Origin of the sequence: Thioalkalivibrio sp. ALJ16, from assembly GCF_000377345.1 — a bacterium.
Taxonomy (GTDB): domain Bacteria; phylum Pseudomonadota; class Gammaproteobacteria; order Ectothiorhodospirales; family Ectothiorhodospiraceae; genus Thioalkalivibrio.
On sequence record NZ_KB898045.1, the window covers coordinates 71852 to 97992 of the forward strand.

25 protein-coding genes are annotated in these 26141 nt (G+C 67.9%); 11 read left to right on the plus strand and 14 right to left on the minus strand.

Annotated elements, in window-relative coordinates:
• Nucleotides 1–58: 58 nt before the first annotated feature.
• Nucleotides 59–640 carry a thioredoxin family protein gene (locus D000_RS0109125; RefSeq protein WP_018873227.1) on the minus strand — a complete coding sequence of 194 codons (582 nt, stop codon included), beginning with the start codon at nt 638–640 and terminating at the stop codon, nt 59–61.
• Nucleotides 641–758: 118 nt separating this feature from the next.
• Here D000_RS0109125 and D000_RS0109130 point away from each other — a divergent pair, with 118 nt between their 5' ends.
• Nucleotides 759–1499: a ferredoxin--NADP reductase gene (locus tag D000_RS0109130; RefSeq protein ID WP_018873228.1), complete on the plus strand. Its 741-nt coding sequence runs from the start codon at nt 759–761 to the stop codon at nt 1497–1499.
• 114 nt (nt 1500–1613) lie between these two features.
• Here the strand turns inward: D000_RS0109130 and D000_RS0109135 are convergent, their stop codons facing one another.
• Entirely contained in the window at nt 1614–2387 is a 774-nt protein-coding gene (locus tag D000_RS0109135) for a S9 family peptidase (RefSeq protein ID WP_018873229.1), read from the minus strand.
• 143 nt (nt 2388–2530) lie between these two features.
• Here D000_RS0109135 and D000_RS0109140 point away from each other — a divergent pair, with 143 nt between their 5' ends.
• Entirely contained in the window at nt 2531–2731 is a 201-nt protein-coding gene (locus D000_RS0109140) for a YdcH family protein (protein ID WP_018873230.1), read from the plus strand.
• A 316-nt stretch (nt 2732–3047) separates the two neighbouring features.
• Here D000_RS0109140 and D000_RS0109145 read toward each other — a convergent pair whose 3' ends face one another.
• Together D000_RS0109145 and D000_RS0109150 are read right to left on the minus strand one after the other, a co-directional pair.
• Complete coding sequence (locus D000_RS0109145) at nt 3048–4343, minus strand: FCSD flavin-binding domain-containing protein (RefSeq protein WP_018873231.1); 1296 nt, start codon at nt 4341–4343, stop codon at nt 3048–3050.
• A 17-nt stretch (nt 4344–4360) separates the two neighbouring features.
• Complete coding sequence (locus tag D000_RS0109150) at nt 4361–4672, minus strand: c-type cytochrome (protein ID WP_018873232.1); 312 nt, start codon at nt 4670–4672, stop codon at nt 4361–4363.
• Between the two features lie 222 nt (nt 4673–4894).
• Here D000_RS0109150 and D000_RS0109155 point away from each other — a divergent pair, with 222 nt between their 5' ends.
• Nucleotides 4895–5203, plus strand: coding sequence for a PilZ domain-containing protein (locus D000_RS0109155; protein ID WP_081616658.1), 309 nt, complete (start codon nt 4895–4897; stop codon nt 5201–5203).
• A 19-nt stretch (nt 5204–5222) separates the two neighbouring features.
• Here the strand turns inward: D000_RS0109155 and D000_RS0109160 are convergent, their stop codons facing one another.
• Both D000_RS0109160 and D000_RS0109165 read right to left on the minus strand, forming a co-directional pair.
• Nucleotides 5223–5624, minus strand: a complete 402-nt coding sequence (locus tag D000_RS0109160; protein WP_018873234.1) for a DUF3775 domain-containing protein — start codon at nt 5622–5624, stop codon at nt 5223–5225.
• 11 nt (nt 5625–5635) lie between these two features.
• Nucleotides 5636–5947, minus strand: coding sequence for a DUF2288 family protein (locus tag D000_RS0109165; RefSeq protein WP_018873235.1), 312 nt, complete (start codon nt 5945–5947; stop codon nt 5636–5638).
• Between the two features lie 95 nt (nt 5948–6042).
• Here D000_RS0109165 and D000_RS0109170 point away from each other — a divergent pair, with 95 nt between their 5' ends.
• From D000_RS0109170 to D000_RS0109180, 3 genes are read left to right on the plus strand one after another with little or no spacing between them, the layout of a single operon-like run.
• Entirely contained in the window at nt 6043–6369 is a 327-nt protein-coding gene (locus D000_RS0109170; protein ID WP_018873236.1) for a PepSY domain-containing protein, read from the plus strand.
• A complete protein-coding gene (locus D000_RS0109175) occupies nt 6366–7082 on the plus strand; it encodes a response regulator transcription factor (protein ID WP_018873237.1) in 717 nt (238 codons plus the stop codon). The genes D000_RS0109170 and D000_RS0109175 overlap by 4 nt, the downstream gene beginning before the upstream one ends.
• A 25-nt stretch (nt 7083–7107) precedes the next feature.
• Entirely contained in the window at nt 7108–8442 is a 1335-nt protein-coding gene (locus D000_RS0109180; protein ID WP_018873238.1) for an ATP-binding protein, read from the plus strand.
• Nucleotides 8443–8506: 64 nt separating this feature from the next.
• Here D000_RS0109180 and D000_RS0109185 read toward each other — a convergent pair whose 3' ends face one another.
• The 8 genes from D000_RS0109185 to D000_RS0109220 form a co-directional block, all read right to left on the minus strand.
• Entirely contained in the window at nt 8507–9763 is a 1257-nt protein-coding gene (locus tag D000_RS0109185) for an FAD-dependent oxidoreductase (protein ID WP_018873239.1), read from the minus strand.
• Between the two features lie 25 nt (nt 9764–9788).
• A complete protein-coding gene (hrpA, locus tag D000_RS0109190; RefSeq protein ID WP_018873240.1) occupies nt 9789–13715 on the minus strand; it encodes an ATP-dependent RNA helicase HrpA in 3927 nt (1308 codons plus the stop codon).
• Between the two features lie 2 nt (nt 13716–13717).
• Nucleotides 13718–14308, minus strand: coding sequence for an SPOR domain-containing protein (locus D000_RS0109195; protein ID WP_018873241.1), 591 nt, complete (start codon nt 14306–14308; stop codon nt 13718–13720).
• Between the two features lie 3 nt (nt 14309–14311).
• Nucleotides 14312–16075, minus strand: a complete 1764-nt coding sequence (argS, locus tag D000_RS0109200; RefSeq protein ID WP_018873242.1) for an arginine--tRNA ligase — start codon at nt 16073–16075, stop codon at nt 14312–14314.
• A gap of 74 nt (nt 16076–16149) precedes the next feature.
• Nucleotides 16150–18354, minus strand: a complete 2205-nt coding sequence (locus D000_RS0109205) for a primosomal protein N' (protein ID WP_018873243.1) — start codon at nt 18352–18354, stop codon at nt 16150–16152.
• 398 nt (nt 18355–18752) lie between these two features.
• Complete coding sequence (locus tag D000_RS0109210) at nt 18753–20141, minus strand: NAD(P)(+) transhydrogenase (Re/Si-specific) subunit beta (RefSeq protein ID WP_018873244.1); 1389 nt, start codon at nt 20139–20141, stop codon at nt 18753–18755.
• A complete protein-coding gene (locus tag D000_RS0109215) occupies nt 20138–20449 on the minus strand; it encodes an NAD(P) transhydrogenase subunit alpha (protein ID WP_018873245.1) in 312 nt (103 codons plus the stop codon). Before D000_RS0109215 ends, D000_RS0109210 begins: the two co-directional genes overlap by 4 nt.
• The gene (locus D000_RS0109220) at nt 20446–21579 is read right to left on the minus strand and encodes an NAD(P) transhydrogenase subunit alpha (RefSeq protein WP_038047713.1); all 1134 of its coding nucleotides are present in this window, start codon (nt 21577–21579) and stop codon (nt 20446–20448) included. Before D000_RS0109220 ends, D000_RS0109215 begins: the two co-directional genes overlap by 4 nt.
• A 334-nt stretch (nt 21580–21913) precedes the next feature.
• Between D000_RS0109220 and D000_RS0109225 the strand changes: the two genes are divergently transcribed.
• The 5 genes from D000_RS0109225 to D000_RS0109245 all read left to right on the plus strand — a co-directional run.
• On the plus strand, nt 21914–22495 hold the full coding sequence (locus tag D000_RS0109225; RefSeq protein WP_018873247.1) for an HNH endonuclease: 582 nt from the start codon (nt 21914–21916) through the stop codon (nt 22493–22495).
• A 113-nt stretch (nt 22496–22608) separates the two neighbouring features.
• Nucleotides 22609–23703, plus strand: a complete 1095-nt coding sequence (gene hemH, locus D000_RS0109230) for a ferrochelatase (protein ID WP_018873248.1) — start codon at nt 22609–22611, stop codon at nt 23701–23703.
• A 14-nt stretch (nt 23704–23717) separates the two neighbouring features.
• Nucleotides 23718–24461 carry a molybdopterin-binding protein gene (locus D000_RS0109235; protein ID WP_018873249.1) on the plus strand — a complete coding sequence of 248 codons (744 nt, stop codon included), beginning with the start codon at nt 23718–23720 and terminating at the stop codon, nt 24459–24461.
• A gap of 188 nt (nt 24462–24649) precedes the next feature.
• Nucleotides 24650–25324: a 2OG-Fe(II) oxygenase gene (locus tag D000_RS0109240; protein WP_051074958.1), complete on the plus strand. Its 675-nt coding sequence runs from the start codon at nt 24650–24652 to the stop codon at nt 25322–25324.
• Nucleotides 25325–25883: 559 nt separating this feature from the next.
• A partial coding sequence (locus D000_RS0109245) for a transposase family protein (protein ID WP_018873251.1) occupies nt 25884–26141 on the plus strand: 258 nt, incomplete at its 3' end.

A 26141-nucleotide genomic window follows, 5' to 3' on the forward strand; every position in this document is an offset into this window, starting at 1 on the left:
CCAAGGGGTTTCGGGGCAGTATACGGCCGGCCCCCGCGGGTCCGCGGCCGTGGCGGGGTCAGCTGTAGTAGTCCGGTTCGTTGCCCGGGCGCCACTTGATGTTGCAGCCGAGGCTCGGGTGCTGCGGCTCGGGGGCCGGCTGGCCGGCGAGCAGGGCATCGCTGGCGGCGCGCAGGTCGCGCCCGGTGACCGGGGTGTCGGAGCCGGGGCGGGTCTCGTCGAACTGGCCGCGGTAGTACAGCTTGCGGTTGGCATCGAACAGGTACAGATCCGGGGTGCAGGCGGCTTGGTAGGCCTTGGCCACGGACTGGTCCTCGTCCAGGCAGTAGGGGAACTTGTAGCCAAAGCGGCGGGCGTCGTCGCGCATCTTGTCCGGGGCGTCGTCCGGTACCGCCTGGATATCGTTGGAGTTGATCGCGATTACCGCAATGCCCTTGCCCGAGTATTCGCGGCCATAGCGCGCGAATTCGTGGCGGATCAGCTGCACGAACGGGCAGTGATTGCAGATGAAGGCGATCATGTAGCCTTTCGCGTCGGGAAAGCTGTCCAGGCTGATGGTGTCGCCGGAGACGACGTCCGGCAGGGAGAAGTTCGGCGCCTCGGTGCCGAGTTCGATCATCTGCGAGGGGGTTCGGGCCATGACTGCTCCAGGGGTCGAGTTTGAACGAATTATACGGTGCCGACCGGGGGTGCTTGAAACCTTTCGGCCCCGCCAGCACTCTTTCGCATAATAACCGAGTAATGGAGTAAGGAATAATATGGGCTGGGTAACCGGTGTCGTACAGGAGCGCAAACAGTGGACGGACCGGCTGTTCTCGCTGCGCGTGGATGCCGCGGTCGAGCCGTTCAAGGCGGGGCAGTTCAATCGCCTGCGTCTGGAGGTCGACGGAGAGATGGTGGGGCGGCCGTATTCCTACGTGAACGCGCCGGGCGAGCGGCCGCTGGATTTCTACCTGATCACGGTGCCGAACGGCCCGCTGTCCAATCGCCTGGCCGCGCTGGAGCCCGGCGATACGGTGGAGGTGATGCCGCGCGCCACGGGCTTCTTCACGCTGGACGAGCTGCCGGATAGCCGCGATCTCTGGCTGCTTTCCACCGGCACGGCACTGGGGCCGTTTCTCTCCATGCTGAAGACGGAGGCCCCCTGGGAGCGGTTCGAGAACATCCGTCTGATCCACGCGGTCCGGCAGGCGGAGGAGCTGACCTACCAGGACACGATCCAGCAGTTCCAGGAGCGCGCGCCGCAGCAGTTCCAGTACATCCCTTTTGTGAGTCGGGAACCATTTCCCGGGGGGCTGGAAGGCCGGGTCCCGGCCGCGATTGCCGAGGGGCGTCTGGAGCACCACGCGGGCCTGAAGATCACGCCGGAGCACTCGCAGGTCATGCTGTGTGGTAACCCCGCGATGGTGCAGGACACGACCGCCATCCTGAAGGAGCGTGGCCTGGAGAAGAACCGGCGGCGCAAGCCCGGGCATATCACCACCGAGAACTACTGGTAGGCCGGGGTCCATGCCGGGCCCTGATTGCGGGCGAAATCCCTGCGCATATCGGGCGCTGGCCGGGGCTTCGCCTGCGCTCAGGCTCCCACCGTGGTTGCTACTGCCGCGCCGGGCCTAGTCCAGCAGGTTTGCCGACCAGGCGCGGATCAGCCCGGCGACGTAACGGGTGTGCTCCGGGCGCGAGAGCAGGTGGTCGGTCTGATGCAGGGCCACGAAGCTTTTCGGGTGCCGGGCCTGCTGGAAGATCTTGCGGGCGTGATCCACGCTGACCACGGTATCCCCCGGCGCGTGCAGCAGCAGCAGGGGGCGTTCCAGGGTCTCCAGTGCCGTATCCAGCGTGGGTTCCTCGATCGACTCGATGAACGCGCGGCCGATCTCCACCGGGCGTCCGCCAATGTTGATACGGGCTGCGCCCTCGTTCCGGATCGTGTCCGTGGTATCCCCGAACAGGTGTGCCACGTGACCCGGGCGACTGGGGGCGGCGATGGTCACGATGCCGTCGAGAGATTCGCGTTGCGCCCCCACGTAGATGGCCATGGCGCCACCAAAGCTGTGCCCGATCAGCAGGTTGGTGTGGTTCCCGGTATGGGTCTCCAGAGCCTCGAGTGCGGAATGCAGATCCTCGCAGTAGGTATCCAGTGTGCTGTCGCGGAATTCGCCGTCGGAGTCGCCCAGCCCCATGAAGTCGAAGCGCAGGGTGGCGATGCCTTCCTCGGCCAGTGCGCGCGCGAGCCGCACCGTAGCGGGGAAGTCCTTGGAGCAGGCGAAACAATGGGCGATGCAGGCCTGACCGCGGATCGCATCGGTCGATGCGGGCGTGACCAGAACACCGCCAAGGTGTACCCCGCGCGGGGTCTTGATGGTCAGCGGTGTGGTCTGGGTGGGCATCGGCCGGGCTCCGGATCGCGGGTTCCTATGGTCCCGAAGGGGACGGTCTGCGATCATACGGGTTTGAGCATCCAGATGGCCAAGCGGGTCGCCTCGCGAGATCACGGCCATACGTTCACGGTCATACGTAGTTAGGGGGCGACTTGGAAACCGAGAGTCAGATTCGCGCACGCCTGGCCGAGCTGGAGGCCGAGCACCGGGCCCTGGATTCAGCGATTGGCGTGATGCACGAGCAGTCCTCGCCGGACCTGTTTGCGATCCAGCGCCTGAAAAAGCGCAAGCTGCAGCTGAAAGACTCCATTCAGCGCCTGCGCAGCCGGCTGATCCCCGACCTCAACGCCTGACCCGGGTGTCTTCACCCCGAAGCTCACGGGGACACGCATGAGAGCAAAGCGCGTGACAGGAAGATTAGAAGGCAGGAAGAAAGGCAAGGCTATCGGCCTTGGGCCCAGATCGTTCTGTTAAGCGTTTACCCGTCGGTCAGCTCTGGGGCTCACGGCCACCTGATAGAAATATCTGTTTTTCTTCCCGATCTTCCAACCTTCCTGTGAATCGCTCTTGACCTTGACCTTCTTCGTGCCTTCGTGTGCTTTGTGGTGAACAAAAAAACGGCGCCCGGAGGCGCCGTTCGAATGTGTTCCTTAATGGAACGCCGGGGTGCTAGCCCCAGATGTCGTGGGTGATGCCGTCGTACCAGGCGCGGGTGTACCCCGCCTCGCGGCGGCGGAAGCTGGAGCTGGCACCCGACGGGCTGACGCCGCCGGCACCTTCGACCCCCGCCTGTGCACCATCCTTGTACTGGTACACCGCGGCCACGCTGATGGCGTATTCCGGTGTGACCAGGCTGTAGCAGGTGTTGGCCGAGGAGGGGTTGATCGGGTCATGCCCGGACAGCTCCCGCACGATCGCCGCGGCGACGATCTTGCCCTGGTTGTTGGCCGAGTGGCCGGACTTGGGCATCGCCCCCGCTACGCTGGCATCCCCGAGCACGTAGATGTTGTCGTCCATCTCCGACTTGAAGGTGAGCTGATCCACCGGGACCCAGCCTTCGTCGTTGGTCAGCCCGACGTCGTGCGCGATCTGGCCGGCGCGCTGGGGCGGGATGAAGTTCAGCACGTCGGCGCGGACGCGTTCGAAGCCGCTATCGGCCAGCACGGTCATGTTGCCGACGTCGATCTCCTCGGCGCGGCCGCCTGCGGAGCCGGCACGCCATTCGATCATGTCGCCGTAGTGCTCGGCCCAGCCTTCCTCGAACAGCCCCTGCTTGGAGAAGTTGTCCTTCGGGTCGAGGACGATGATCTTGGAGCGCGGCTTTTCCTGCTTGAAGTAGTGCGCCACCAGCGATACGCGCTCGTACGGCCCGGGCGGGCAGCGGAACGGGTTCGGCGGGGCGACCATGACGAACACGCCACCGTTGGGCATGTCGCGCAGCTGCGAGCGCAGCAGCTCGGTCTGCGAGCCGGCCTTCCAGGCGTGCGGGATGCGGTCGGCATCGGATTCCGAGATGCCGGGCATGTCGTCGTAGCGGAAGTCGATGCCCGGAGACATCACCAGCTTGTCGTAGCTGATGCTGTCGCCGCCTTCCAGACGCACGCTGCGGGCGGAGGCATCCACCGCGGTGACGCGGTCCTGGACGATCTCGATGTCGTACTCGTCGCGCAGGGTGTCGTAACCCTGCGCGATGTCGTCCATGCCGGCGAAGCCGCCGATCACCCAGTTACTGCCGTAGCAGGTGTAGTAGGTGGCGTTCGGCTCGATCAGCGTCACGCGCATACCGGGCGAGAACTGCTTGATGTATTTGGCCGCGGTAGCCCCGCCGGAGCCGCCGCCGACTACGACCACATGGGCCTTGTCGGCTCCGCGCATGCCGTTGGTTGCGCAGCCGATGCCGGTGAAGGCGGCGGCACTGGTGATGCCGGCGACCTTCAGGAAATTGCGTCGCGAAAAGTCATGCATGATGTTGTTCCCCCTGATCAGAAGCGGCTGAAGTAGCCGGCCATCGCGTCGATTTCCTCGTCGGTGTAGCCCTTGGCGTGACGATCCATGATCGTCGCGTCACGGTCACCGTCGCGGAATGCCCTCATCTGGCTTGCGATGACTTCAGCGGGAAGACGGGTCAGGTCGGTCACGCCCTGATCGGCACCGGCCGCGTTGTGGCAGGCCTTGCAGGAAGCGGCCATCAGCTGGCCCCGGGTGATCTCGTCGTCGGCGATGGCCTGGGTAGCTGTGCCCGCCATCGCGAGCGAGGCTACGAACCCCACCAGGTACAAATGCGATTTCTTCATTGAAACGGACTCCTCCGTTGGAAGTGGCTTTGCGAGCGACAGCTGTGGAGTACTGCCTTCATCCTCTGGCCCGGTGCGAGAGTCCGGGTTGTCTTTGCGCCACCGGGTTCGAGCCCGGTAGTTGCGCCTGATCGCATAAAGGAACGATCATGGGTTTCGTATAGCACAGACAACCGGCCTTTTCGATGCATCTAAAAGGCATCTGCGATCAGGAGGAGCGCCATGACAGGGGAGCGACGACGTCATCCACGGATTCCGATGACGGTCGAGGTCATGTGCGAGATCGAGGACGGTGAAAAGATCACCCTGACCACCAACGATATCTCCGGCGGTGGCGCCTTCCTGCAGTGGGACGATCCGGACAATGCCTGTGTGGGGCACTTGATGAAGCTCGCATCGGACGACGAGCTGATGCTGCAGGTATTCGGGATGCTCGGAGATGGCGGCGAGGCGCCGCGGGTCAAGGCTCAGGTCGTGCGCGTGATGGAAGGCGGTATCGCCGTGCGTTTCGACCCAGAAGATCTGGAGTAGCCGGCCGCGACCGCACGGTTCAGTCCGTGTTGCCCTCGCGTTCCAGCTGTTCCAGACCGGCTGCCCATTCGTCGGCGATGATCGGGTTGGTGAGCAGCCAGCGCACGGTGTCCGGGCTCCAGTCCTCGCGCGCTTCCTCTAGCGCCGTGTCCCAGTCTCCGGCGGCGTAGTCGCCGCGACCGATCCCACTCAGCGCCTGCAGTTCCGCCTGCTGTTCGGGGCCCAGGTCGCGCAGGGTGCCCTCCAGTTCCTGCAGGGTCAGGTCGCTGGCATGGTCGGCCAGGATCTGCATCGCCCAGTCATCGTCACTGCCCTCGGCCCCGGTGTCCGGGAACACCACGTCTTCCTTGGCGTGGAACTCGCGCGCGGCATGTATCAGCCGCTCCATGGTCGCGTCGTCGATACCCAGGGAGGTGGCCATCGTCGCGATCGCTAGTGGGCGCGGGTCCGCTCCTGGGCAAGAACCCAGGGCGCGGCCACGATGGCGGTGAAGATTGGGTCGTTCGCGGCCCAGCGGCGCGCATCGTCATCCGAGGCCCGAGCCACCTGGTCGTTCGCCAGCCATTCGCTGACCTGGTGGGTGGCGTCGTCGCGGAAGGCGCGTGCCACCTCGATCAAGTCCAGCTCCGGCGCCACGCGGATCACCACGCCGCGGGCAAAATGCGGCATCAGATCCTTCCAGGGCAGCGGGCCAGCCTCTTCCTCCAGCGGGACATCGGGTTGTTCGGCCGGTGCGTCGTGCATGACGGTTTCCTTCGGTTTCAGATATGGTTCAGGCTAGGCCGATACCCTTGCATCTTCAAGATTTTTCCAGTCACGCGCCCCGGAGACGAACCGATATGCGACCGACACCGGATCTGCAGTTCGGATGCGGCAGACGGGCCCCCGCCCGGGCGCGGCGTGCGCTGCTGGTGCTGGCGGTCCTGCTGGGGTTCGTACTGTCGGCCCAGGCCCAGTTCAATACGGATGACCCGGAGGCCGCGGTCTGGGATCTCGACGAGGCCGTCGCCCAGATCGAGGCCCATTATCCCGGACGGGTGCTCCATGCGCGCGAGGACGTGAGCCAGTACGGTGCGCGCCTGTTCGTGATCCGCATCCTGACGAACGACCAGCAGGTGCGTACCCTCCGGATCGAGGAAGGAACCGAGGTGGAGCTGCCGGAATGAACCTGCGGGTGGTATTGATCGAAGACGACGTCGCCCTGCGTAACCAGATCGCCGAGGAACTGGATCGCAGCGGCTGTCGCGTGGACACCGCCTCGGATGGCGAAACCGGGCTGTATCTGCTGACCGAGTACCACTGCGATATCGCAGTGGTGGACCTCGGACTGCCCGGCATGGACGGGCTGGACGTAATCCGCAAGGCCCGCGAGTCCAAGCCGCGCCTGCCGATCCTGATCCTGACCGCGCGCGACCGCTGGCAGGACAAGGTCGAGGGCCTGGAGGCCGGGGGCGACGACTATCTGGCCAAGCCGTTCCATATCCAGGAACTGGTGGCCCGTCTGCGCGCGCTGGCCCGGCGCAGCCTGCAGTCGGGCCAGGAGCGCCTGCAGTTCGGGCCGCTGGTCATCGACACCGCAGGCGACGATGTCTGGCTGCATGGCGAGCCGGTGAGCCTGACCACCTTCGAGTACCGCCTGCTGCTGACGCTGGTACGACAGCCGGGGCGCGTGCTGAGCAAGGAAGTGCTGGCCGACTATCTCTACGAACACGACGAGGACCGCGAGTCCAATGTGATCGAGGTCCTGATCGGACGCCTGCGGCGCAAGCTGGACGCCGATGGCAGTCTGGGGCTGATCGAGACCCTGCGCGGCCGCGGCTACCGCTTCGCGCGCACGCCCGATGCCACGCCGGACGGCGGGGGGGCGACATCCGGATGATCCGCCCGCTGGCGGTGGGGCGGGCATGAGCTCCCGGCTGCGCAAGCTGCGGGGCAGCCTGATCCTGCGCCTGGCCGCAGTCACCGCGGTCACCGTGCTGATCTTCTCGTTGCTGACGGCCTGGGTGCTGGAGGCCGCCTTCCGTGACAACGCCGCGGATGCCGTGGAAACCCGTCTGGAGGCGCAGGTCCTGTTGCTGATGGGGCTGGCCGAGGTGATCGGGCCGGCGGACGTGCGGGTGCCCGAGATGCTGCCGGAAAGCCGGCTGCAGCTGCCGGTCAGCGGCCTGTACGCGCGCATCCTGGGGGGCGACGGGCAGACCCTGTGGCGGTCGCCTTCGGCGGTGGGGGTGTCGCTGCGCGGCTGGTCGGAGGACGAGTACTTCAGCTTCACCCTGCCGGTGCAGTGGGAGCTGGAGGGCACGCAGGTCGGGCTCACCTTCCAGATGCTGGAGGACCGCGAGGCCTTCAACGAGCAGGTGGAACAGTACCGCATCAGTCTGTGGCAGGGACTGATGACCATGTCCGTGTCGATGATCCTGGTGCTGTCCCTGGCGCTCTGGTTCTGGGGGCTTAGGCCCCTGCGCCAGGTACGCCGCGACCTGGATGCCCTGCGTCATGGCGATCACGCGCGGCTGGAGGGGAATTATCCCACCGAGGTCCGCTCGCTGACGGGGAGCATCAATGACCTGGTCGAATTCGAACGCGCCCGGCTGGCGCGCCAGCAGAATGCCCTGGCGGATCTGGCCCACAGCCTGAAAACCCCGATTGCCGCGCTGCGCCTGAATTTGGAGAGCGCGCGCCCGGACAGCGATGACATGGAGCGCCAGGTGGACCGGCTGCAGGGGATCGTCCAGCACCAGCTGAACCAGGCGCAGCGGCTGGGGCCGGCTCCGTTTCAGGCCCGCGAGCCGCTGGCGCCGATCATCGAACGAACCGGCCAGGCCCTGGGCCGGCTGGCGGCGCAGGAGGGCGTGGCGCTGGAGACCGATCTGGCCCCGGACTGTGCCCTGCGCATGGACAGCGGCGCCATCTTCGAGCTGCTGGGCAACACCCTGGACAACGCGATTCGCCACGCGACCAGCCGGGTGCGGATTACCACCCGCTGCCAGCCGGGGGAGGTGATGCTGATCATCGACGACGATGGCCCGGGCATCCCCCCGGCCGATCGCGCGCGGGTACTGGAGCGCGGTCAGCGCGCGGATACCCGCAGCGGGCAGGACAGCGAAGGAGACAGAGGGCAGGGGCTTGGTCTCAGCATTATCCATACCCTGGTGACGGACCACGGCGGCACCCTGTTTATCGAACAAGCCCCGGAGCTGCACGGCGCCCGCATCCGCATGGTGTTCCCGGCTTCGTAAACGCGGTGGCCCGTCGCCACCCGATGGCGCGTTGAACAGCGCGCCGCGCCCGACCCGGGCCGGATCAGAGACCCAGCCCCCGCATCGGTAGTGCCGGTGATTCGCCCAGTATCCCTGCGCTCACCAGTGCCGCCGCCCCGCAGGCAAAGGTCCAACCCAGGTGCCCGGCCCCGGTGTTCAGGTGCAGCCCGTTGATGGCGGTCGGCCCGAGGATGGGCGTGCCGCGAGCGCTCATCGGGCGCAGCCCGGTCCAGGGCGCCATCGTCTGCGGGTCGAAGGTTGCAGGCAGGGCGGTCAGGGTGCGCCGGCACTGATCGAGTACATTGGCCGCGCGCTTGGTGTTCAAGTGACGGTCGCGGCCGGCGAATTCGGCAGTGCCGGCCAGGCGCAGGCGCTCTCCCAGCGGGGTCATCACCACCTTGTTGGCGTCATCGATCAGCGGCAGGTTCAGCCGGCAGTCGGCGTCCATCGGCAGGGTCAGCGAGTAGCCCTTTACCGGGGCGACGGGCAGATGCAACCCCAGCGGGCGCAGCAGGTCCGGCGCGTGGTAGCCGTTGGCGACCACGCAGGCATCCGCCGCGATCGGCCCTTCGGAGGTCTCTACCGCGTCGATGCGGCCGCGGTGGGTTCGCAGGCGCCGCACGGTGACGTTCGGGTAGTAGCGGATGCCCCGGCGCTGGCCGATCGCGAGCAGCTGCTCGGTGAAGCGTGCCGCGTCGCCGATCGCATCCCCGGGGAAGAACAGCCCGCCGCACAGGTGGTCGCGCACCGGCGCCAGGGCGGGCTCCTCCGCGATGATGCGCTCCACGTCCCAGTCCTCGAAGCGGACATCCTCATCACGCATCGCCTCGCTGGCGGCGCGGTTGTGGGCCTGGCTGGCCGGGTCCTGGAACAGCTTCAGGATGCCGCAGCGGCGAAAGTCGAAGTTCAGCCCCTCGCTCGCCAGTTCCCGCTGCAGGCGGTCGATCTCCCGAAGCGAGAACGCGGCCAGGCGGGCATTCAGGCGGGTGTGCTGCTCGAATAGTGAACGCCGGCTGTGCCACAGGAAGCGCAGGCCCCAGCCGGCCAGCCCCGGCAGGGCGCGCGGGCGCAGCAGCAGCGGCGATTCGGTGCGGCCGAGAAAGCGCAGCAGATCCAGCCCGACGCCGGGGGTGTTCCAGGGTTCGGCGTGGCTGGCATGCAGCATGCCGCCGTTGGCCTGGCTGGAGCCGGTGGCGGGGGCGGGGCCGGCGTCCACTAGTACGACCTCGGCCCCGGCCTCCTGCAGGTACCAGGCAGTGGTCACGCCGATGACTCCGGCCCCGATCACGACTACGCGCATCCGCTGCTTCCCCTATCAAGAACGCTCATGTGCCACTGGCCAGTCGTTGGATCACGTCCGCGTATTCGCGTTCCAGCCGCTTCGGCGACACCTTCTCGCGGGTCCCCAGTTCCTGGGCGAACTGCGAGACGCGAAACTCCTCGATGCGGTAGCGAAAGGCGAGCACATCCGGGTGGTCCGGTGCCCGCGCGATCAGCTCCTGCGCCTGCTGCCACAGCGGTTCCACGGCCACGCGCCGGGCGCGGTCCTTGTCCGGCGCCTGCGTCAGGCGTTCCAGTCGCTTGTCGATCGCCCGCAGGTAGCGCGGCAGCTCGGGCAGCGTGTCGTGCGGGGTACGCAGCAGGAAATCGGCCGGGACCAGGGCCTCGAGCTGTCCGCGGATGTCGCGTGCGGCCTCGATCCAGGACAGCGGCAGATCCCCCTGCAGCCGGGTGCGCAGGTCGTGCCAGTGGCGCAGGATCTCGGCGGCCAGGCGCGAGAGCTCCATCACCGTGGGCGAGAACTCGGGCAGGCGGGCCTCCAGACGCTCTTGAAAGGCCTCGGCATCGCGCGGCCACGGCTCGGCCAGGAACACGCGGTCGGCCGCGGCCTCCAGGATCTGGTCGCGCAGGGCCTCGCAGCTGCCCAGCGTCGAGTAGTTCAGGCAGGCGCGCTCGATCTCCGGGAGCTGGCGGCGCAGGTCGCGGGCGGTCTTGCGCGCGCCCAGCAGGAACAGCCGGCGCAGGCCCGCGCGGTGGGCGCGTTCGGCCCGGCCCGGATCGGGTTCCAGCTCCAGCGAGACGGCGTCGCCGCGATCGACCAGGATCGGGAAGGCGCGCAACTGCGCCCCCTGGTGGTCGAACTCGACACTCTCCGGCAGCGCGCCGAAGTCCCACTCGGTGATCCCCTCGCGGGTGATCTCGTCCGGGCGGCTGGCGTCGAAGTGGGCCTCGGCGCTGTCGCCCAGCCGCCGCTTCAGCGCGGACAGGTCGCGGCCGCTGGCCTGCTCCTGGCCTTCCGGGTCGAGGATGCGGAAGCGCATCACCAGGTGCGGCTCCAGGTTCTCCGGGCGCCAGGCATCCAGCGGGATCTCGGTGCCGGTCATCGCGCGCAGGGCCTCGGCCAGCGCCGGGATCAGCGGGCCCTGGCGGTGCTCGATGCGCGCCAGCGCCGCCTGCGCGAAGTCCGGCGCGGGCACGAACTGGCGGCGCAGGCCCTTGGGCAGGCTCTTCAAGAGACCGGTCACGCGCTCCTCCAGCAGCCCCGGCACCAGCCAGTCGCCCAGCCAGTCGGGCACCGCGTTCAGCGCCGCGATCGGGATGGTCACGGTCACGCCGTCGTCCGGCTGGCCGGGCTCGAAGCGGTAGGCGAGCGGCAGGCGCAGGCCCTCGAGCTCCAGGTAGTCGGGATAGGCCCCTTGCGGGAGTGTGGTGTCCGGCTCGTTCAGGAGCTCCGCGCGGTCGATCCGCAGGGCGTCGGGGTCCCGCTTCTCGGCCTTGCGCGCCCAGGTCTCGAAGCGGGTGCCGTCGGTGGTCTCCGCCGGCAGGAGGGCATCATAGAAGTCGAACAGGCGATCCTCTTCCACCAGCAGGTCGCGCCGGCGCCCGCGCGCCTCCTGCTCGGCGATCTCGGCCACCGCCTCGCGGTTGGCCTGCACCCCCTTGGAGCGGGTGCGCAGTTCGCCACCGACCAGGCCCTCGCGGATCAGGATGCGCCGCGCCTCGGCCGGGTCGTGCTTCGCGAAGTCCACCGGCTTTTTCGGGGCGACGACCAGGCCGTACAGGGTGATGCGGTCGAAGGCCCCGACGCGCCCGCTGCGGCGCTGGAAGTGCGGCTCGAAGATATGGTGCTTGAGCAGATGCGGCGCCGCGGCCAGGATCCAGTCGGGCTCGATGCGGGCGTTGTCGCGGGCGTAGACGCGGGTGGTCTCGGCGATCTCCGCGCTCATCACCCAAGCCGGCTTCTTCTTCGCCAGGACCGACCCGGGATGGATCTGGAAGCGGCGGTTGCGCGCGCCGAGGTAGTCGCCGCGCTCGGTCTTCTGTCCGATCTGGCTGACCAGCCCGGTCAGCAGCGCGCGGTGCACGGGCTCGGCGTCGGCGGGCTGGTGGTTCGGCTTCAGGTCCATCTCGCGGGCCTGGCGCAGCAGCTGCACGCGCAGCTCCTGCCACTCGCGCATGCGCAGGAAGTTCAGGAAGTGCTCGCGGCACCAGCGTTTGAGCGCATTCGAGCCAAGATCCTCGCGCGCGGTGTGCCAGGCCTCCCACAGCCGCAGCATGCCCATGAAGTCGGAGCCCTCGACCTGAAACTCCCGATGGGCCTGGTCCGCCGCTTGCGTGGCCTCGGCCGGGCGTTCGCGCGGGTCCTGCAGCGACAGGAAGGCGGCGATGGTCGCGGTCTCGGTTACGCAGCCGTGATCGGCCCCGGCCAGCAGCATCGCACCGTGGCGCGGGTCTATGGGCATGCGCGCCAGCTGGCGGCCGCGCGGGGTGATACGCCCGCGCGCATCCACCGCGCCCAGCTCCTCCAGCAGGCGGTAGCCGTCCTTGACCAGACGTGGGTCGGGCGGGTCCACGAACGGGAACTGGCGCGGCTGGCCGAGCTTCAGCGCGGCCATCTGCAGGATTACCGAGGCGAGGTTGGAGCGCTGGATCTCCGGGTCGGTGAAGGGCGGGCGCAGTTGGTAGTCGTCCTCCGCGAACAGCCGGATGCAGATGCCGGGGCCCAGCCGTCCGCAGCGTCCGGCGCGCTGGTCGCAGGCGGCCTGCGAGATCGGCTCCAGGCTCAGGCGCTGGACCCGCGAGCGCCAGGAATAGCGCGAGACGCGGGCCAGCCCCGAGTCGATCACGAAGCGGATGCCGGGGACGGTCAGCGCGGTCTCGGCGACATTGGTGGCCAGCACGATGCGCCGGCCCGGGTGCGACTGGAACACCCGCGACTGTTCGCGCGCGGACAGGCGCGCGTACAGCGCCAGGACCTCGGTGTCCGCGCGCACCTGGCCGCGCAGGGCCTTGTGGGCGTCGCGGATCTCGCGCTCGCCGGGCAGGAATACCAGGATGTCGCCGGGTCCGGCACGTTCGCATTCGGCGACCGCGTCGCGGATGCCGTCGAACAGGTCGCGCTCGCCGCGGCCTGCGTCTTCGTCCTCGCCAGTGTCTTCCGGCTCGATCGGGCGGTAGCGCAGCTCCACCGGGTAGGTGCGCCCGGCCACGGTCAGGATCGGGGCGTCGTCGAAGAACGCGGACAGCCGCTCCGGGTCCAGCGTCGCGGAGGTGATGATGATGCGCAGCTCCGGGCGCTTCTTCGACAGGCGCTTGAGCACGCCCATCAGGAAGTCGATGTTCAGGCTGCGCTCGTGGGCCTCGTCGACGATCAGGGTGTCGTAGGCGCGCAGCTCCGGGTCATGCGCCAGCTCCGCCAGCAGCATGCCGTCGGTCATCAGCTTGACCCAGTTGTTCGGTCCGGTCTGGTCGGAGAAGCGGACCTTGAAGCCGACGGTGGAGGTCTTGTCGCCCCCCAGCGTGGTGCCCAGCTCCTCGGCGATGCGGCTGGCCACCGAGCGCGCAGCGATCCGGCGGGGCTGGGTGTGGCCGATCAGCCCGGCCTCGCCGCGCCCGGCCTCCAGGCACAGCTTGGGCAGCTGGGTGGTCTTGCCGGAACCGGTCTCGCCGCACAGCACCAGCACCGGGTGTTCGCGGATCGCGGCGACAATCCGCTCGCGCTCGGCGTGGATCGGCAGGTCGCCGGCGTAGACGGGCTGCGGGCGCAGGCGGGCGCGTTCGTCGCTGCTTCCCTCGGCGTGGTCCAGGCGTTCGGTCAGGGTGCGGGCCAAGCGGTCGCAGGGCTGCCCGCGCTTCTGGCGCTGCCGGGCACGGCGCAGCAGGTCCGCGAGGTCTTTGCGCTCGGGGCCGGTGGGCAGCGCCTCGATGCGGGCGGCGAGGGCGTCGAAATCCGGTGCGGGGGCCGGTTCCACGGTCAGCCCTGGTAGCGCAGACGCAGGGCCTCGATGTTCTCGGTGCGCAGGCGCTCCAGCGCCTGGCGCACGCGGTCCTCATCACTGAACGGGCCGAGGTAAACGCGGTACCAGGTATCACCCTGGATCTCGACCTCGTGCACCTGCGGGTCGAGGCCCAGCAGGGTCAGGCGGGCCTTCATCTCGTCGGCCTGGGCGAAGCGGCGGAACGACCCGGTTTGCAGGACCACCGGCTCCCCCTCGCTGGGGGGTGCGGCGGGCGGCAGGGTCGGGGCAGGGGTGTCGCGCTCGGACTCCGGTACGCGGATCTCGTCCTCGGGCAGCAGCTCGTAGTAGCGAAACCGCGGTTCGTCGTCCGACGGTACGGTGTCGCGCTCCACGGGGGCCGGGGTCGGGGCGGGAGCGGCGGTCTCGGTCTCGGGGTCTCCGAACAGCGCGCCCAGGTCCGGTGAGCGGTCGGCCCCCTGCAGGTACAGCACGGCGGCAATGCCCAGGCCGATCAGCAGGCCGATCAGCATCCACACCCAGCCCGGGATCGGTCGCGAGGCGCGGGCGGTGGTCGTCTTGCGGCGCTTGCGGCGGGCCTGGGCCATGGGCTACATCCGTTCGGGGGCGGTGACGCCGAGCAGGCGGAGCCCATTGTGCAGTACCTGCTTGGCCCCGGTCAGCAGCGCCAGGCGCGCGCCGATAACGTTGGCGTCCTCGATATTCAGAAACGGCACGGCGTTGTAGTAGGTATGGAAGCCGGCGGCCAGCTCGCGCAGGTACTGGGCGATCTGGTGCGGTTCGCAGGCCTCGGCGGCCGCCGCGATCACCTCGGGGAAGCGGTCGAGGCGATCCAGCAGGTCGTCTTCCTGCGGCTCGGTCAGGCGCGCGGACAGGCCGGCGTCGTCCAGCGCGCTGGCGGTATGGCCGCGCTCGGCGGCGGTGCGCAGCACGCTGGCGATACGCGCATGCGCGTACTGGATGTAGTACATCGGGTTGTCGTTGGACTGCGACTTGGCCAGGTCCAGGTCGAAGTCCAGGTGCTGGTCGCAGCGGCGCTGCACATAGAAGAAGCGCGCGGCATCCGAGCCGACCTCGTCGCGCAGCTCGCGCAGGGTCACGAACTGCCCGGCGCGGGTGGACATCGGCAGGCGCTCGCCGCCGCGGTAGAGGATCGCGAACTGCACCAGCAGCACGTCGAGGCGGTCGGCCTCCAGGCCCAGGGCTTGCAGGGCGGCGCGCACCCGCGGGACGTAGCCGTGGTGGTCGGCGCCCCAGATGTTGATCACGCGCTCGAAGCCGCGCTGGAACTTCTCGCGGTGGTAGGCGATGTCGGAGGCGAAGTAGGTGTAGTCGCCGTTCTCGCGGCGCACCACGCGATCCTTGTCGTCGCCGTAGTCGGTCGAGCGGAACCACAGCGCCCCGTCCTTCTCGTACAGCGCACCATGTGCCTCGAGATCCTGTACCGCGGCATCGATCGCGCCGGAGTCGGCCAGGCTGCGCTCGGAGAACCAGCACTGGTATTCGACCCCGAACTCGCGCAGGTCGTCGCGAATGTCCTCGAGGATCGCGTTCAGGCCGCAGTCGAACACCGTGCGGTACAGCTCCGGGCCCAGCAGCTCGCGGGCGCGGGCGATCACCGTGTCGATGTAGACCTCCTTGTCGCCGCCGGCCGGCTCGTCCGGCGGCAGGTCGCGGGTCACGGCCTCGGTCGGGTGCACGCCCTGTTCGCCGATCTGCGCGGTCAGGGCCTCGGCCACTGGGTAGATGTAGTCGCCCTGGTAGCCGTTGGCCGGGAACGGGACCTGCACGCCGTGCTGTTCCAGATAGCGCAGCCAGACGCTGGCGGCGAGGATGTTCATCTGCCGCCCGGCGTCGTTTACGTAGTACTCGCGGGTGACATCGAAGCCGCAGAAATCCAGCAGGTCGGCGACGGTGGCGCCGAAGGCCGCGCCGCGGCCGTGGCCGACATGCAGCGGGCCGGTGGGGTTGGCGGAGACGAACTCCACCTGCACCGGGCGGCCGTTTCCGACGCTCGAGCGGCCAAAGTCGGCACCCTGGGTGGCAATGCGGCCCAGCACCAGGGTGCGGGCATCCGCGGCCAGGCGGAAGTTGATGAAGCCGGGGCCGGCAATCTCGGTGGCGGCCAGGCCGGGCACGGCCGGCATCGCGGCGCACAGGGCCTCGGCGAGGTCACGCGGTTTGCTCTTCGCCGGGCGCGCGAGCTGCATGGCGAGGTTGCTGGCAAAGTCGCCGTGCTCGCGGTCGCGGGCACGCGTGACCTGCACCACGACACCGTGATCGGCGGGTACACGGCCATCGGCCACCAGGGTCTCCAGGGCGGCCGCGAGGGCCTGGGCAAGGGCGTCTTTCAAGGGGGTCCGGTCCGTCGTGTAAAAAGGGCCGCATTCTAACCCGTCAGGCCTGCGCGTGCCGCCTCGCCTTTTCCTCAGGCGAGGGATACCGGGTCGATGTCGATGGCGATGCGGATGGTGCGCGGCAGCTCGTCCGCCTGCCAGGCGTGACGCGCGCGGCCGAGGGTGTCGTGCAGGGGGGCGCGGCGGGTGGACTGCAGCAGGATCTGTTCGCGGAAACGCCGATTGACGCGGTGTCGGGGGGCGGGTGCCGGGCCCAGCACGCGCAGGCCATCCGTGGCGGCACTCAGCAGGTGAGCGGCCACGCGCTCGGCATGGTGGCGGGCGACTTCGGCGGCGCCTGCTTCGACCCGCACCAGGGCGAGGTATCCATGCGGCGGCATGCCGGCCGCGGCGCGCTCTTCCAGCAGGGGCGCGACCATCGCCGGGTACTGTTCGGCATCCAGGCTGCGGATCAGGGGGTGATCCGGGTGACCGGTCTGCAGCAGTACGCGACCGCCACCCGATCCGCGCCCGGCGCGTCCGGCCGCCTGCACGATCAGCTGCAGGGTGTTTTCGGTCGCGCGCAGGTCCACCGAGAACAGGCCCTGATCGACGTCGATGACGCCGACCAGGCCGACCTGCGGGAAGTCGTGGCCCTTGGCCAGCATCTGGGTGCCGACCACGATCGCCGCGCCCAGATGCCGGATGCGCTCCAGGGCCTCCTCCAGCGCGCCCTTGTGGCGGATGCTGTCACGGTCCAGGCGGATCAGCGGAGTGGTCGGAAAATGCCGCGCAAGGGCCTGTTCCAGGCGCTGCGTGCCGAGCCCGCGCTGGGCCAGGGGCTCGCCGCATTCGGGGCAGCGCTGGGGGCGGGTCTCCTGATGGCCGCAGAGATGGCACACGGCGCGCGGGTTATGGGCATGGACGGTCAGCCGCGCGTCGCAGTCGGGACACTCGGCGACCCAGCCGCAGCCGTCGCAGGAGAGGACGCGGGCAAAGCCGCGGCGGTTCAGTAGCAGGAAGCACTGGTGGTCGGCGGCAAGGGTCTGCTGCATCGCGTCCAGCAGTGGCGCGGTCAGGCCTTCGTCGGCCGGATGCACGCGGGTGTCGATGGTCTCCACAGGTGGCGGGTGGCTGCCATCGGGGCGGTTGTCCAGACGCGCCTGGGCGTAGCGCCCGCAGGTGGCCGCATGCAGGGTCTCCAGGGTGGGCGTGGCCGATCCGAGCACGACGGCGGCGCCCTCGACGCGGCCGCGCTTGATTGCGAGATCGCGCGCGTTGTAGCGGAACCCGTCCTGCTGCTTGAACGCGGCGTCGTGTTCCTCGTCGACGATGATCAGCCCGAGATCCGGCAGTGGCGTGAACAGTGCCGAGCGGGTCCCGACCACGATGCGGCGCAGGCCGCGCCGTGCGGCCTCCCAGGCCCGCAGGCGTTCGCCTTCGGCCAGCCCCGAGTGGAGCAGAGCGACCTGTCCGGGAAAGCGTTGCTGGATGCGGGCGCTGAGCTGCGGGGTCAGGGCGATTTCGGGGATCAGGAACAGGACCTGGCGGTGCTGCGCCAGGACGCGTTCCGCCATCTGCAGGTAGACCTCGGTCTTGCCGCTGCCGGTCACGCCCTGGAGCAGCAGTGGCGTCGGATGGTCCGGGTCCAGCGCGGCCACCGCGTTGCGCTGTTCGGGGGTGAGCACATGGTCGCTGGAGGTCGGCGGTAGAGGGTGTTCGGGATCGGGGGTAGTCGCTTCCAGCCAGCCGCGTTCGGCAAGGCCGCGCAGCTCGCGCGGGGCGAGCTGCAGCCCGGTCGCTGCCGCGAGGGTGGCACGATCCAGGGCCGCGTCGGCGCCGGCATGTTCCAGGGCTCGCAGGACGGCCTGCTGGCGCCGCCCGCGGACCGTGTGGCCGTCGAGGGCTTCACGCCCGGGCGCAGTAAGTCGCCACAGGGTCTCGGGGGTCAGCGCGGGCAGGGGGGCGCCGTGGCGCAGCGCCGGCGGCAGGGCGCCCACCAGGGCCTCGCCGATCGGGTGATGGTAGTAGCGGGCGCCAAACTGCAGCAACTCGAGCAGGCGCGGGTCGAGCAGGGGTTCGCGGTCGAGCACCTCCTGGATGGTGCGCAGTCGCCCGGAGGGCACCTCGCTGGAGGTCGTCAGCTCGACTACCACGCCGATGGCCGTGCCGCGGCCAAAGGGTACGCGAACGCGCTGGCCCGGTTGCAGGTCCGGTGCTTCGGGCAGGCGATAGTCGAACAGCCAGTCGAGGGGGCGGTCCAGGGCGACGAGGGCGATACGGGGCGTGGCGGGCATGCCCACAGTCTACTGTTTTGGGCCGGGTGCAGGGCTGGCCTGCGGGGTCACGGGTTATCCACAAAAGCTGTGGATAACTCTGTGGGTGAATAGCCCCGAGAGGCCCTAACTGCCTGTAACTGCTAGGGGCCTCTTGGATTGGCCAAGAATCGACCATATTCATTTACTATCAAAAAAACAGTAACTTACGATTACTTTGTAAAACCGTATAGGCGCTATTTGTTCTAAGCACGGCCTTGTGGTGTCTCTTGTGGGTAGTCTGTACAGGGTGTGTATAGAAATTACCGCGGATACCCGCGGTGCGGGGGCGGCCGCGAACAAAAAAAGACCCGGGCCGCCGACGAGCGGAACCGGGTCTTGCAGGCGAGGCCGCCAGGCGGCCTCGCGGGTCGAGGCGCCTAGCCGAGCGCCTTGACCGAGGCCACCAGTTCGGCGGCCACCTTCTGGCCGTCGCCGTACAGCATCTGGTTGTTGTCGGCATAGAACAGGTGGTTCTCGATACCCGAGAACCCGGCGCCCTTGCCGCGCTTCACGCAGATGACGTTGTGGGCCTGGTCGGCGTTCAGGATCGGCATGCCGTAGATCGGCGAGTCCGGATTGGTCCGGGCCACCGGGTTCACGACGTCGTTCGCGCCGATCACCATCGCGACATCGGCGGTCTTGAACTCCTCGTTGATCTCGTCGAGATCGAAGATGATGTCGTAGGGCACGCCGGCCTCGGCCAGCAGCACGTTCATATGCCCGGGCATGCGGCCCGCGACCGGGTGGATCGCGAATTTCACGTCCACGCCGCGCTTCTGCAGCAGCTGGGTGAATTCCCAGATCTTGTGCTGCGCCTGCGCGACGGCCATGCCGTAGCCCGGCACGATGATGACCTTCTCGGCGTAGGCCATCATGATCCCGGCATCGTTGGCCTGGATCTCCTTCATCGTGCCTTCGATCTCTTCCTCGGCCCCGCCCGACGAGCTGCCGAACTGGCTGAAGAGGATGTTCTTGATCGGGCGGTTCATCGCCTTGGCCATCAGCTGGGTGAGCAGCGTACCGGCCGCGCCGACGACGATACCGGCGATCATCAGGGCCGGGTTGTCGAGCACGATCCCCTTGAGGCCGACCGCGAGGCCGGTCAGGGCGTTGTACAGCGAGATGACCACCGGCATGTCGGCACCGCCGATCGGCAGGGTCATCAGGATGCCGAAGGCCAGGGACAGCACGAAGAACAGCAGCAGGGTGGCCGAGCCGATCTCGCCGCCACCGGTCGCCAGCATGAAGCCGAGGATCACGGTGATCGCGAAGATCGCGATGTTCACGATCTGCTGGCCGCCGAAGGTGAAGGTCTTCTTCATCAGGCCTTCGAGCTTGGCGTAGGCGACCAGCGAGCCGGAGAAGGCCACCGAGCCGATCAGCGAGCCGGTCACGGCGATCGCCAGGCCGGTGTTGCTGACCGTTTCCGGCGTGGCCTGCAGCAGGTAGATCGCACCGATACCGGCTGCGGCACCGCCGCCCATGCCGTTGTACAGCGCGATCATCTGCGGCATGTCGGTCATCGCGACCTTCTTGCCGCTCCACCAGGCGAGGCCGCCGCCAATCACGATACCCAGTATGATCAGGGTGTAGTTCACGCCCCCGGAGACTTCCGGGTGCACGAAGGTCACGAGCGTGGCGATCACCATGCCCACGCCGGCCCAGATGATGCCCGGCCGCGCGGTGGTCGGCGAAGACATCTGCTTGAGGCCGACGATGAACAGCACCGCCGCCGCGAAGTAGGCGAGGTTGATGATCAGGCTCATGCGTTATCTCCCTTCTTGTCGTCCTTCTTGCTGGTCTTGAACATCTCCAGCATGCGTTCGGTGACGACGTAGCCACCCACGGCGTTGCCCGCGGCCAGGACTACGGCGACAAAGCCGATGGCCTGTTCCAGCGGGGTCGTGGCATGGCCCAGTGCGACCATGGTCCCGACCAGCACGATGCCGTGGACGAAGTTGGAACCGGACATCAGCGGGGTATGCAGGATGACCGGCACCTTGGAGATGATCTCGTAGCCGGTGAAGGCCGCGAGCATGAAGATGTACAGCGCGATAAAGCCTTCGATGATCATGAGTTCGCTCCCTTCAGGGCCTCGCGGGTGGCCTCGTGCACGATCTCGCCGTCGCGGGTCAGCACGCTCTTGGCGATGACCTCGTCATCCCAGTCGGGCTGGAACTCGCCGCCCTCGGCGATCATCGGCGTGAGGAAATTGAGCAGGTTCTTGGCATACATCTCGGAGGCATGCAGCGGCACCTGCGAGGGCACGTTCAGCGGCGCGTGGATCACCACGCCCTTGTGCTTGCTGGTCTTGCCCGGCTTGGACAGTTCGCAGTTGCCACCGCCCTCGGCCGCGAGATCCACGATCACCGCACCCGGCTTCATGCCCTCGACCATGGTCTTGGGCACGAGCTTCGGCGAGGGGCGACCCGGGATCGCGGCGGTGGTGATCAGCACGTCGGCCTTGGCGATGAACTCGCTCAGCGCATCCTGCTGCTGCTGTTTCTCTTCCGCAGTTAGTTCGCGGGCGTAGCCGCCCTCACCCTCGGCGGAGACGCCCAGATCCAGGAACTTCGCGCCCAGCGACTCGACCTGCTCCTTGGTCGCGGAGCGCACATCGTAGGCCTCGACCATCGCGCCCAGGCGCTTGGCCGTGGCGATCGCCTGCAGCCCGGCCACGCCGGCGCCGATCACGATGACCTTGGCCGGGCGGATGGTGCCGGCCGCGGTGGTCAGCATCGGGAAGAAGCGGCAGGACAGATCCGAACCCATGATCGCGCCCTTGTAGCCGACCACGGCCGCCTGCGAGGACAGCACGTCCATGCTCTGGGCGCGCGAGATGCGCGGGATCAGTTCCATCGCGAAGCTCAGGATCTTGCGTTCCTGCATCGCCTTGACCACGTCCGGATTGCGGTGGGCGTGGAACAGGCTGACGACGGTGGAGCCTTCCGGCAGCTGGTTGACCTCTTCCACCGTCGGCGGCGCCACGCGGACCATCAGGTCCGACTGGCCGTAGGCCGTCTCGGTGTCGACGACGGTGGCCTTTTCGTAGGCGGCGTCCGGAAAATGGGCCTCGGAGCCGGCACCCTTCTCCAGCTGTACGGTCACGCCCAGATCGCTGAACTTGGCCGCCACCGTTGGGTCCAGCGCCACGCGACGCTCGCCGCTGGCAGACTCCTTGGGAACGGATAATTTGATTGCCATGCGCTCTCTCCCCGGGCCGAGCGTCCCCATGCTCGTGGCAGGACGATCAGCCGCGCTCGCGGGTGGTGAAATCGGATACGGCACGCAAAATCCGGCCATGCCGCACAAAAAACGACCCGCGAGTGTAGCGGAATCGGCCCCGTGCATAAACCGTGTCCAGCGCGCCGGGTGGCGTTCACAAACCGGGGCAGCTTACGACACCGCGCGTCATGGCGTTGTAATTGCTTTGTTCCTGCAGGCTGTTTATTGTCTTTCAAGCGCCTGAGGGGGCATGGATTTGTTCACTCGCATACCGCGTGAGCAAATCCGTGTTTCCTTGAGACGGGACGAGGTCATGTTGCCGACCGAGCATCAAGTCCTGCGCACGGATGCCGCTGGCATGCCGCTGGAGTGGATCGGCCTGGAGCAGGCCGTGCGCCTCTACTACACCGAGCAGGTGGCCTACACCTGTGGCAGTCCGCTGTACCGCATGCGCGGCGGCATCAACGCGCGCACCGGACAGCAGTCCCGGGTCGAGGTGAACTCGATCATCGCGACCCACGGCACTCGCCAGTCCCGCTTCAACGACTACATTCCACCGCTCAACAACACCACCCTGTTCCGCCGCGATGCTCATCTTTGTCTGTACTGCGGCCAGCACTTCTGCGAGCGAGAGCTTTCGCGCGACCATGTGACCCCCATCAGCCAGAACGGTGAGGACACGTGGACCAACGTGGTCACCGCCTGCAAGCGCTGCAACAACCACAAGGCCGGGTTCACGCCGGAAGAGGCCGGGATGCAGCTGCTCGCAATCCCGTTCACGCCAACCCACGCCGAATACATCTTCCTCAAGGGCAAACGCGTGCTGGCCGACCAGATGGAATTCCTGCAGGCGCACTTCCCGCGCACCAGCCCCCTGCGCGGCCGTCTGGGCTGAACCGGCGCTGGCTGCCCCCGGGCCGCCGCCGCGCTATCCTTGACCGCTGAACCAAATGGCGCTGCGCCACTCCGACAGGAGGTCAGCGTCCCCTCTTGTCGGCAAGGAGCAGCATGAAGTATTTCGGAGAAGCGGATTATCGTCACGGCCAGGCGCGCGGCGTCGGCGTCCTGCTGACCAACCTGGGCACTCCGGATGCGCCGACCGCCCCGGCGCTGCGGCGCTACCTGAAGGAGTTCCTCTGGGACCCGCGCGTGGTCGAGGTTCCGCGACCGATCTGGTGGCTGATCCTCAACGGCATCATCCTCAACATCCGCCCGAAGCGCTCGGCCGCCAAGTACGCCACCGTCTGGACCGACGAAGGTTCGCCGCTGCTGGCGATCTCGAAGCGCCAGGCCGAGGGTGTGCGCCGCCGCCTGGCCGAGCAGGCAGGGGAGGAGATCCCGGTTGCGCTGGGCATGCGCTATGGCAACCCGTCGATCGCCGCGGGGCTGGACGAGCTGCGCCGCCAGGGCGTGCGCCGCGTGGTGGTGCTGCCGCTGTACCCGCAGTATTCGGCCAGCACCAACGGCTCCACCTTCGATGCCGTGGCCGACGTGCTTAAGGGCTGGCGCTGGGTGCCGGACCTGCAGTTCATTGCCGCCTACGACGCCCAGCCCGGCTACATCGAGGCCTTGGCCAGCAGCGTGCGCGAGCACTGGCAGGAATACGGCCAGGCCGACCGCCTGGTGATGTCCTTCCACGGCATCCCCAAGCGCTACCTGCTGCAGGGCGACCCCTACCACTGCCTGTGCCATGCCACCGGGCACAAGCTGGCGCAGGCCCTGGGGCTGAACGAAGATCAGTGGCAGGTCACCTTCCAGTCGCGCTTCGGGCGCGAGGAGTGGCTGCAGCCCTACACCGACAAGACCATGGAGGCCCTGCCGGGGCAGGGCGTGCGCTCGGTGGATGTGATCTGCCCCGGCTTCTCCGCCGACTGCCTGGAGACGATCGAGGAGATCGGCGACGAGAATCGCGAGATCTTCCTGGAGGCCGGTGGCGAGCGCTTCCACTACATCCCGGCGCTGAACGACCGCGACGATCACCTCGACTTCCTGGCCGGACTGCTGCACCAGCATCTGGCGCCGTGGCTGCATGACCCGGACAATGCGCCCGAGGCCCGTGCCGCCGCGCGCGAACGCGCCCTGGCCCTGGGGGCCGAGCAGTAGCCCGGACTGGCCCCATGGAGGAAATCGAGATCGGCGCGGTCATCATCGGTGACGAGCTGCTCAGCGGGAAGCGCCGTGACCGCCATCAGGAACACCTCACCGCGGCCCTGGCGGAGAAGGGGCTGGAGCTGGCCTGGATCCGCATCGTCGGCGACCACGCCGGGCGCCTGACACAGACCTTTCGCGAGACGCTGGCCACCGGGGCGGAGGTGTTCAGCTTTGGCGGCATCGGCGCGACGCCGGATGATCGCACCCGCGCCTGCCTGGCCGAGGCTCAGGGCCGCCCGCTGCGACCGCACCCGGATTTCATGGCCATCCTCGAGCAGCGCTTTGGTGCGGAGGCCCGGCCCCACCGCGTGCGCATGGCCGAACTGCCGGAAGGCGCCCGCCTGATCCCGAACCCGGTCAATGGCATCCCCGGCTTCAGCTGCGCGCGTCACCACTGCGTACCCGGGTTTCCGGCGATGGCGGAGCCGATGGTGCGCTGGGTGCTGGAACAGCGTTTCCCCGGTCGCAATGCCGAGGCCGGCGCGGTAGAGGAAAGCCTGGTGCTGGAGAACACCGCGGAAAGTGCCCTGGTGCCGGTGCTGGAGGCGATGGAGGCGGCCTTCCCCGACCTGCGCATCTCCTGCCTGCCGCGCATGGAGCGTAGCGGCCCCCGCGTCGAGCTGGGCCTGCGCGGTCCCCGTGCCCGCGTGACCGAGGCCCAGTCGGCGCTGCGCCAGCACCTGATATCTGGTGGTTTTCTCGGTCGCTGACCGGGTTCGAAAAACGCTTTCCGAAAGTGCTTGCGCGGCGGCGCGGCCGCGGTATATTGCTGGATCGCAGCCAATCGCCTGAGCGCCGCCATGGCGGCCTGAATGGAAGACATCTTCAAGTGAATCCGTCTGTTCCCGGTCTCGCCTCGCCGGACGCTGTCGAAACGGTTTCGGCCCTCGTGTCGGACCTGCCGGGTGCAAAACATCCCGTCGGAAGTGAATATCCGCCCCTGGGGACCTTCGAGCCGACAGACTGGCAGGATGCGCTGGCGCGTGATCAGCGCTTGATCTGGCCCGACTTCCTGCCGGCGGACACGGTCGATGCGCTGCACGACGAGGTCTACGCCCTGCGCGATGCCGCGCAGCTGGCGCAGGCGCGGATTGGTCGTGGTGGCGAGCGCCATCGCGACCGGGCGACTCGCGGTGACTGGATCCACTGGCTGGATGGCGCCAGCCCGGCCCAACAGGCGTTCATGGCTCGCCTGGAAGAGATTCGGCTGCAGGTGAGCCGGTCGCTGATCCCGGGCCTGTTCGAGACCGAATCGCACTTTGCCCTGTACCCGCCCGGCACCCATTACGCCCGGCATGTGGATGCCTTCCAGGCCGGCAACTGCCGCCGGCTGTCACTGGTGTTCTACCTGAACCGCGACTGGCGCGAGCAGGACGGCGGCCAGCTCGCGATCTATGACGATGCGGGCTGCGAATGCCAGCGCATCCAGCCCACGGCCGGCACGCTTGTTATGTTCCTCAGCCAGACCGTGCCGCACGCGGTCCTGCCCACCCACCGCTGGCGCGCCAGCATCGCCTCCTGGATGCGCGTGCGCGAGCTTGCCAACCCTCTCGCCGGGCTCGACCGCTTCTGACGCCGATCTCGCCACGCGCTGGCGGCCCGTGGTGGCCACAGCCGCTGGCATTGCGATGGCCACCTGGAGATCATCGACGTCTGCCCGACCTGCCGCGACTGCGGCTACTCGAAGTGCTAGGGAGACACTGATTTAATCGCACGTCCGCGTTGGTGCCCCCTGTTTTCCGAGACAAGGCGCGTCGTACAGCGGGTAGTGGTTCTACCCGCAAGCGGCGCAACGCAGGATCGGGCTATATTCATTCAGAATCGGGGGGGCACCAACCCCACAAGCTATTGAAAGCAGGGGCTCGGCCGCCCGTTGTTGATCAAAAACGGGCGTGGGAACTGCGTTGCGGTTCCCTTGTGCAGAATGACTGCACGGCAGTCACCGCGCCTTGTTCGCACGCAAAAGTGACTCGAGCGTCTCCCTAGGAGTCTGTCGGATTTGGGCGATCGTCGCGAGCGTGCTGGGAGGGTGAGGCCATTTTTTTGGTTCATCGAAGGATACCGGGGAGGTATTCGAGCGTTGAATGGCATCGTAATCTCGCGTGGAGCCGGATTGGACGCGGGAGAGCGGGATGCTGGACAAGAAGACGTTGCAGAAGCTGGGCGGTTGGGAAGGCTATCGGCTGGAACGTGCGGTGTGGCCGGAGGAGGCCGGCGGCACGCTGGAGCTGCACCTGAAGCCGACGCGGCAGTGGATGCACTGCGAACGCTGCGGGCACCGGACGCGTCAGGTGCACGAGACGACGCTGCGGCGGGTTCGGGATCTTCCCCTGTTCGAGTACCGGGTGGTGCTGGTGGTGCCGCGTCGCCGGGTGTGGTGCGAGCACTGC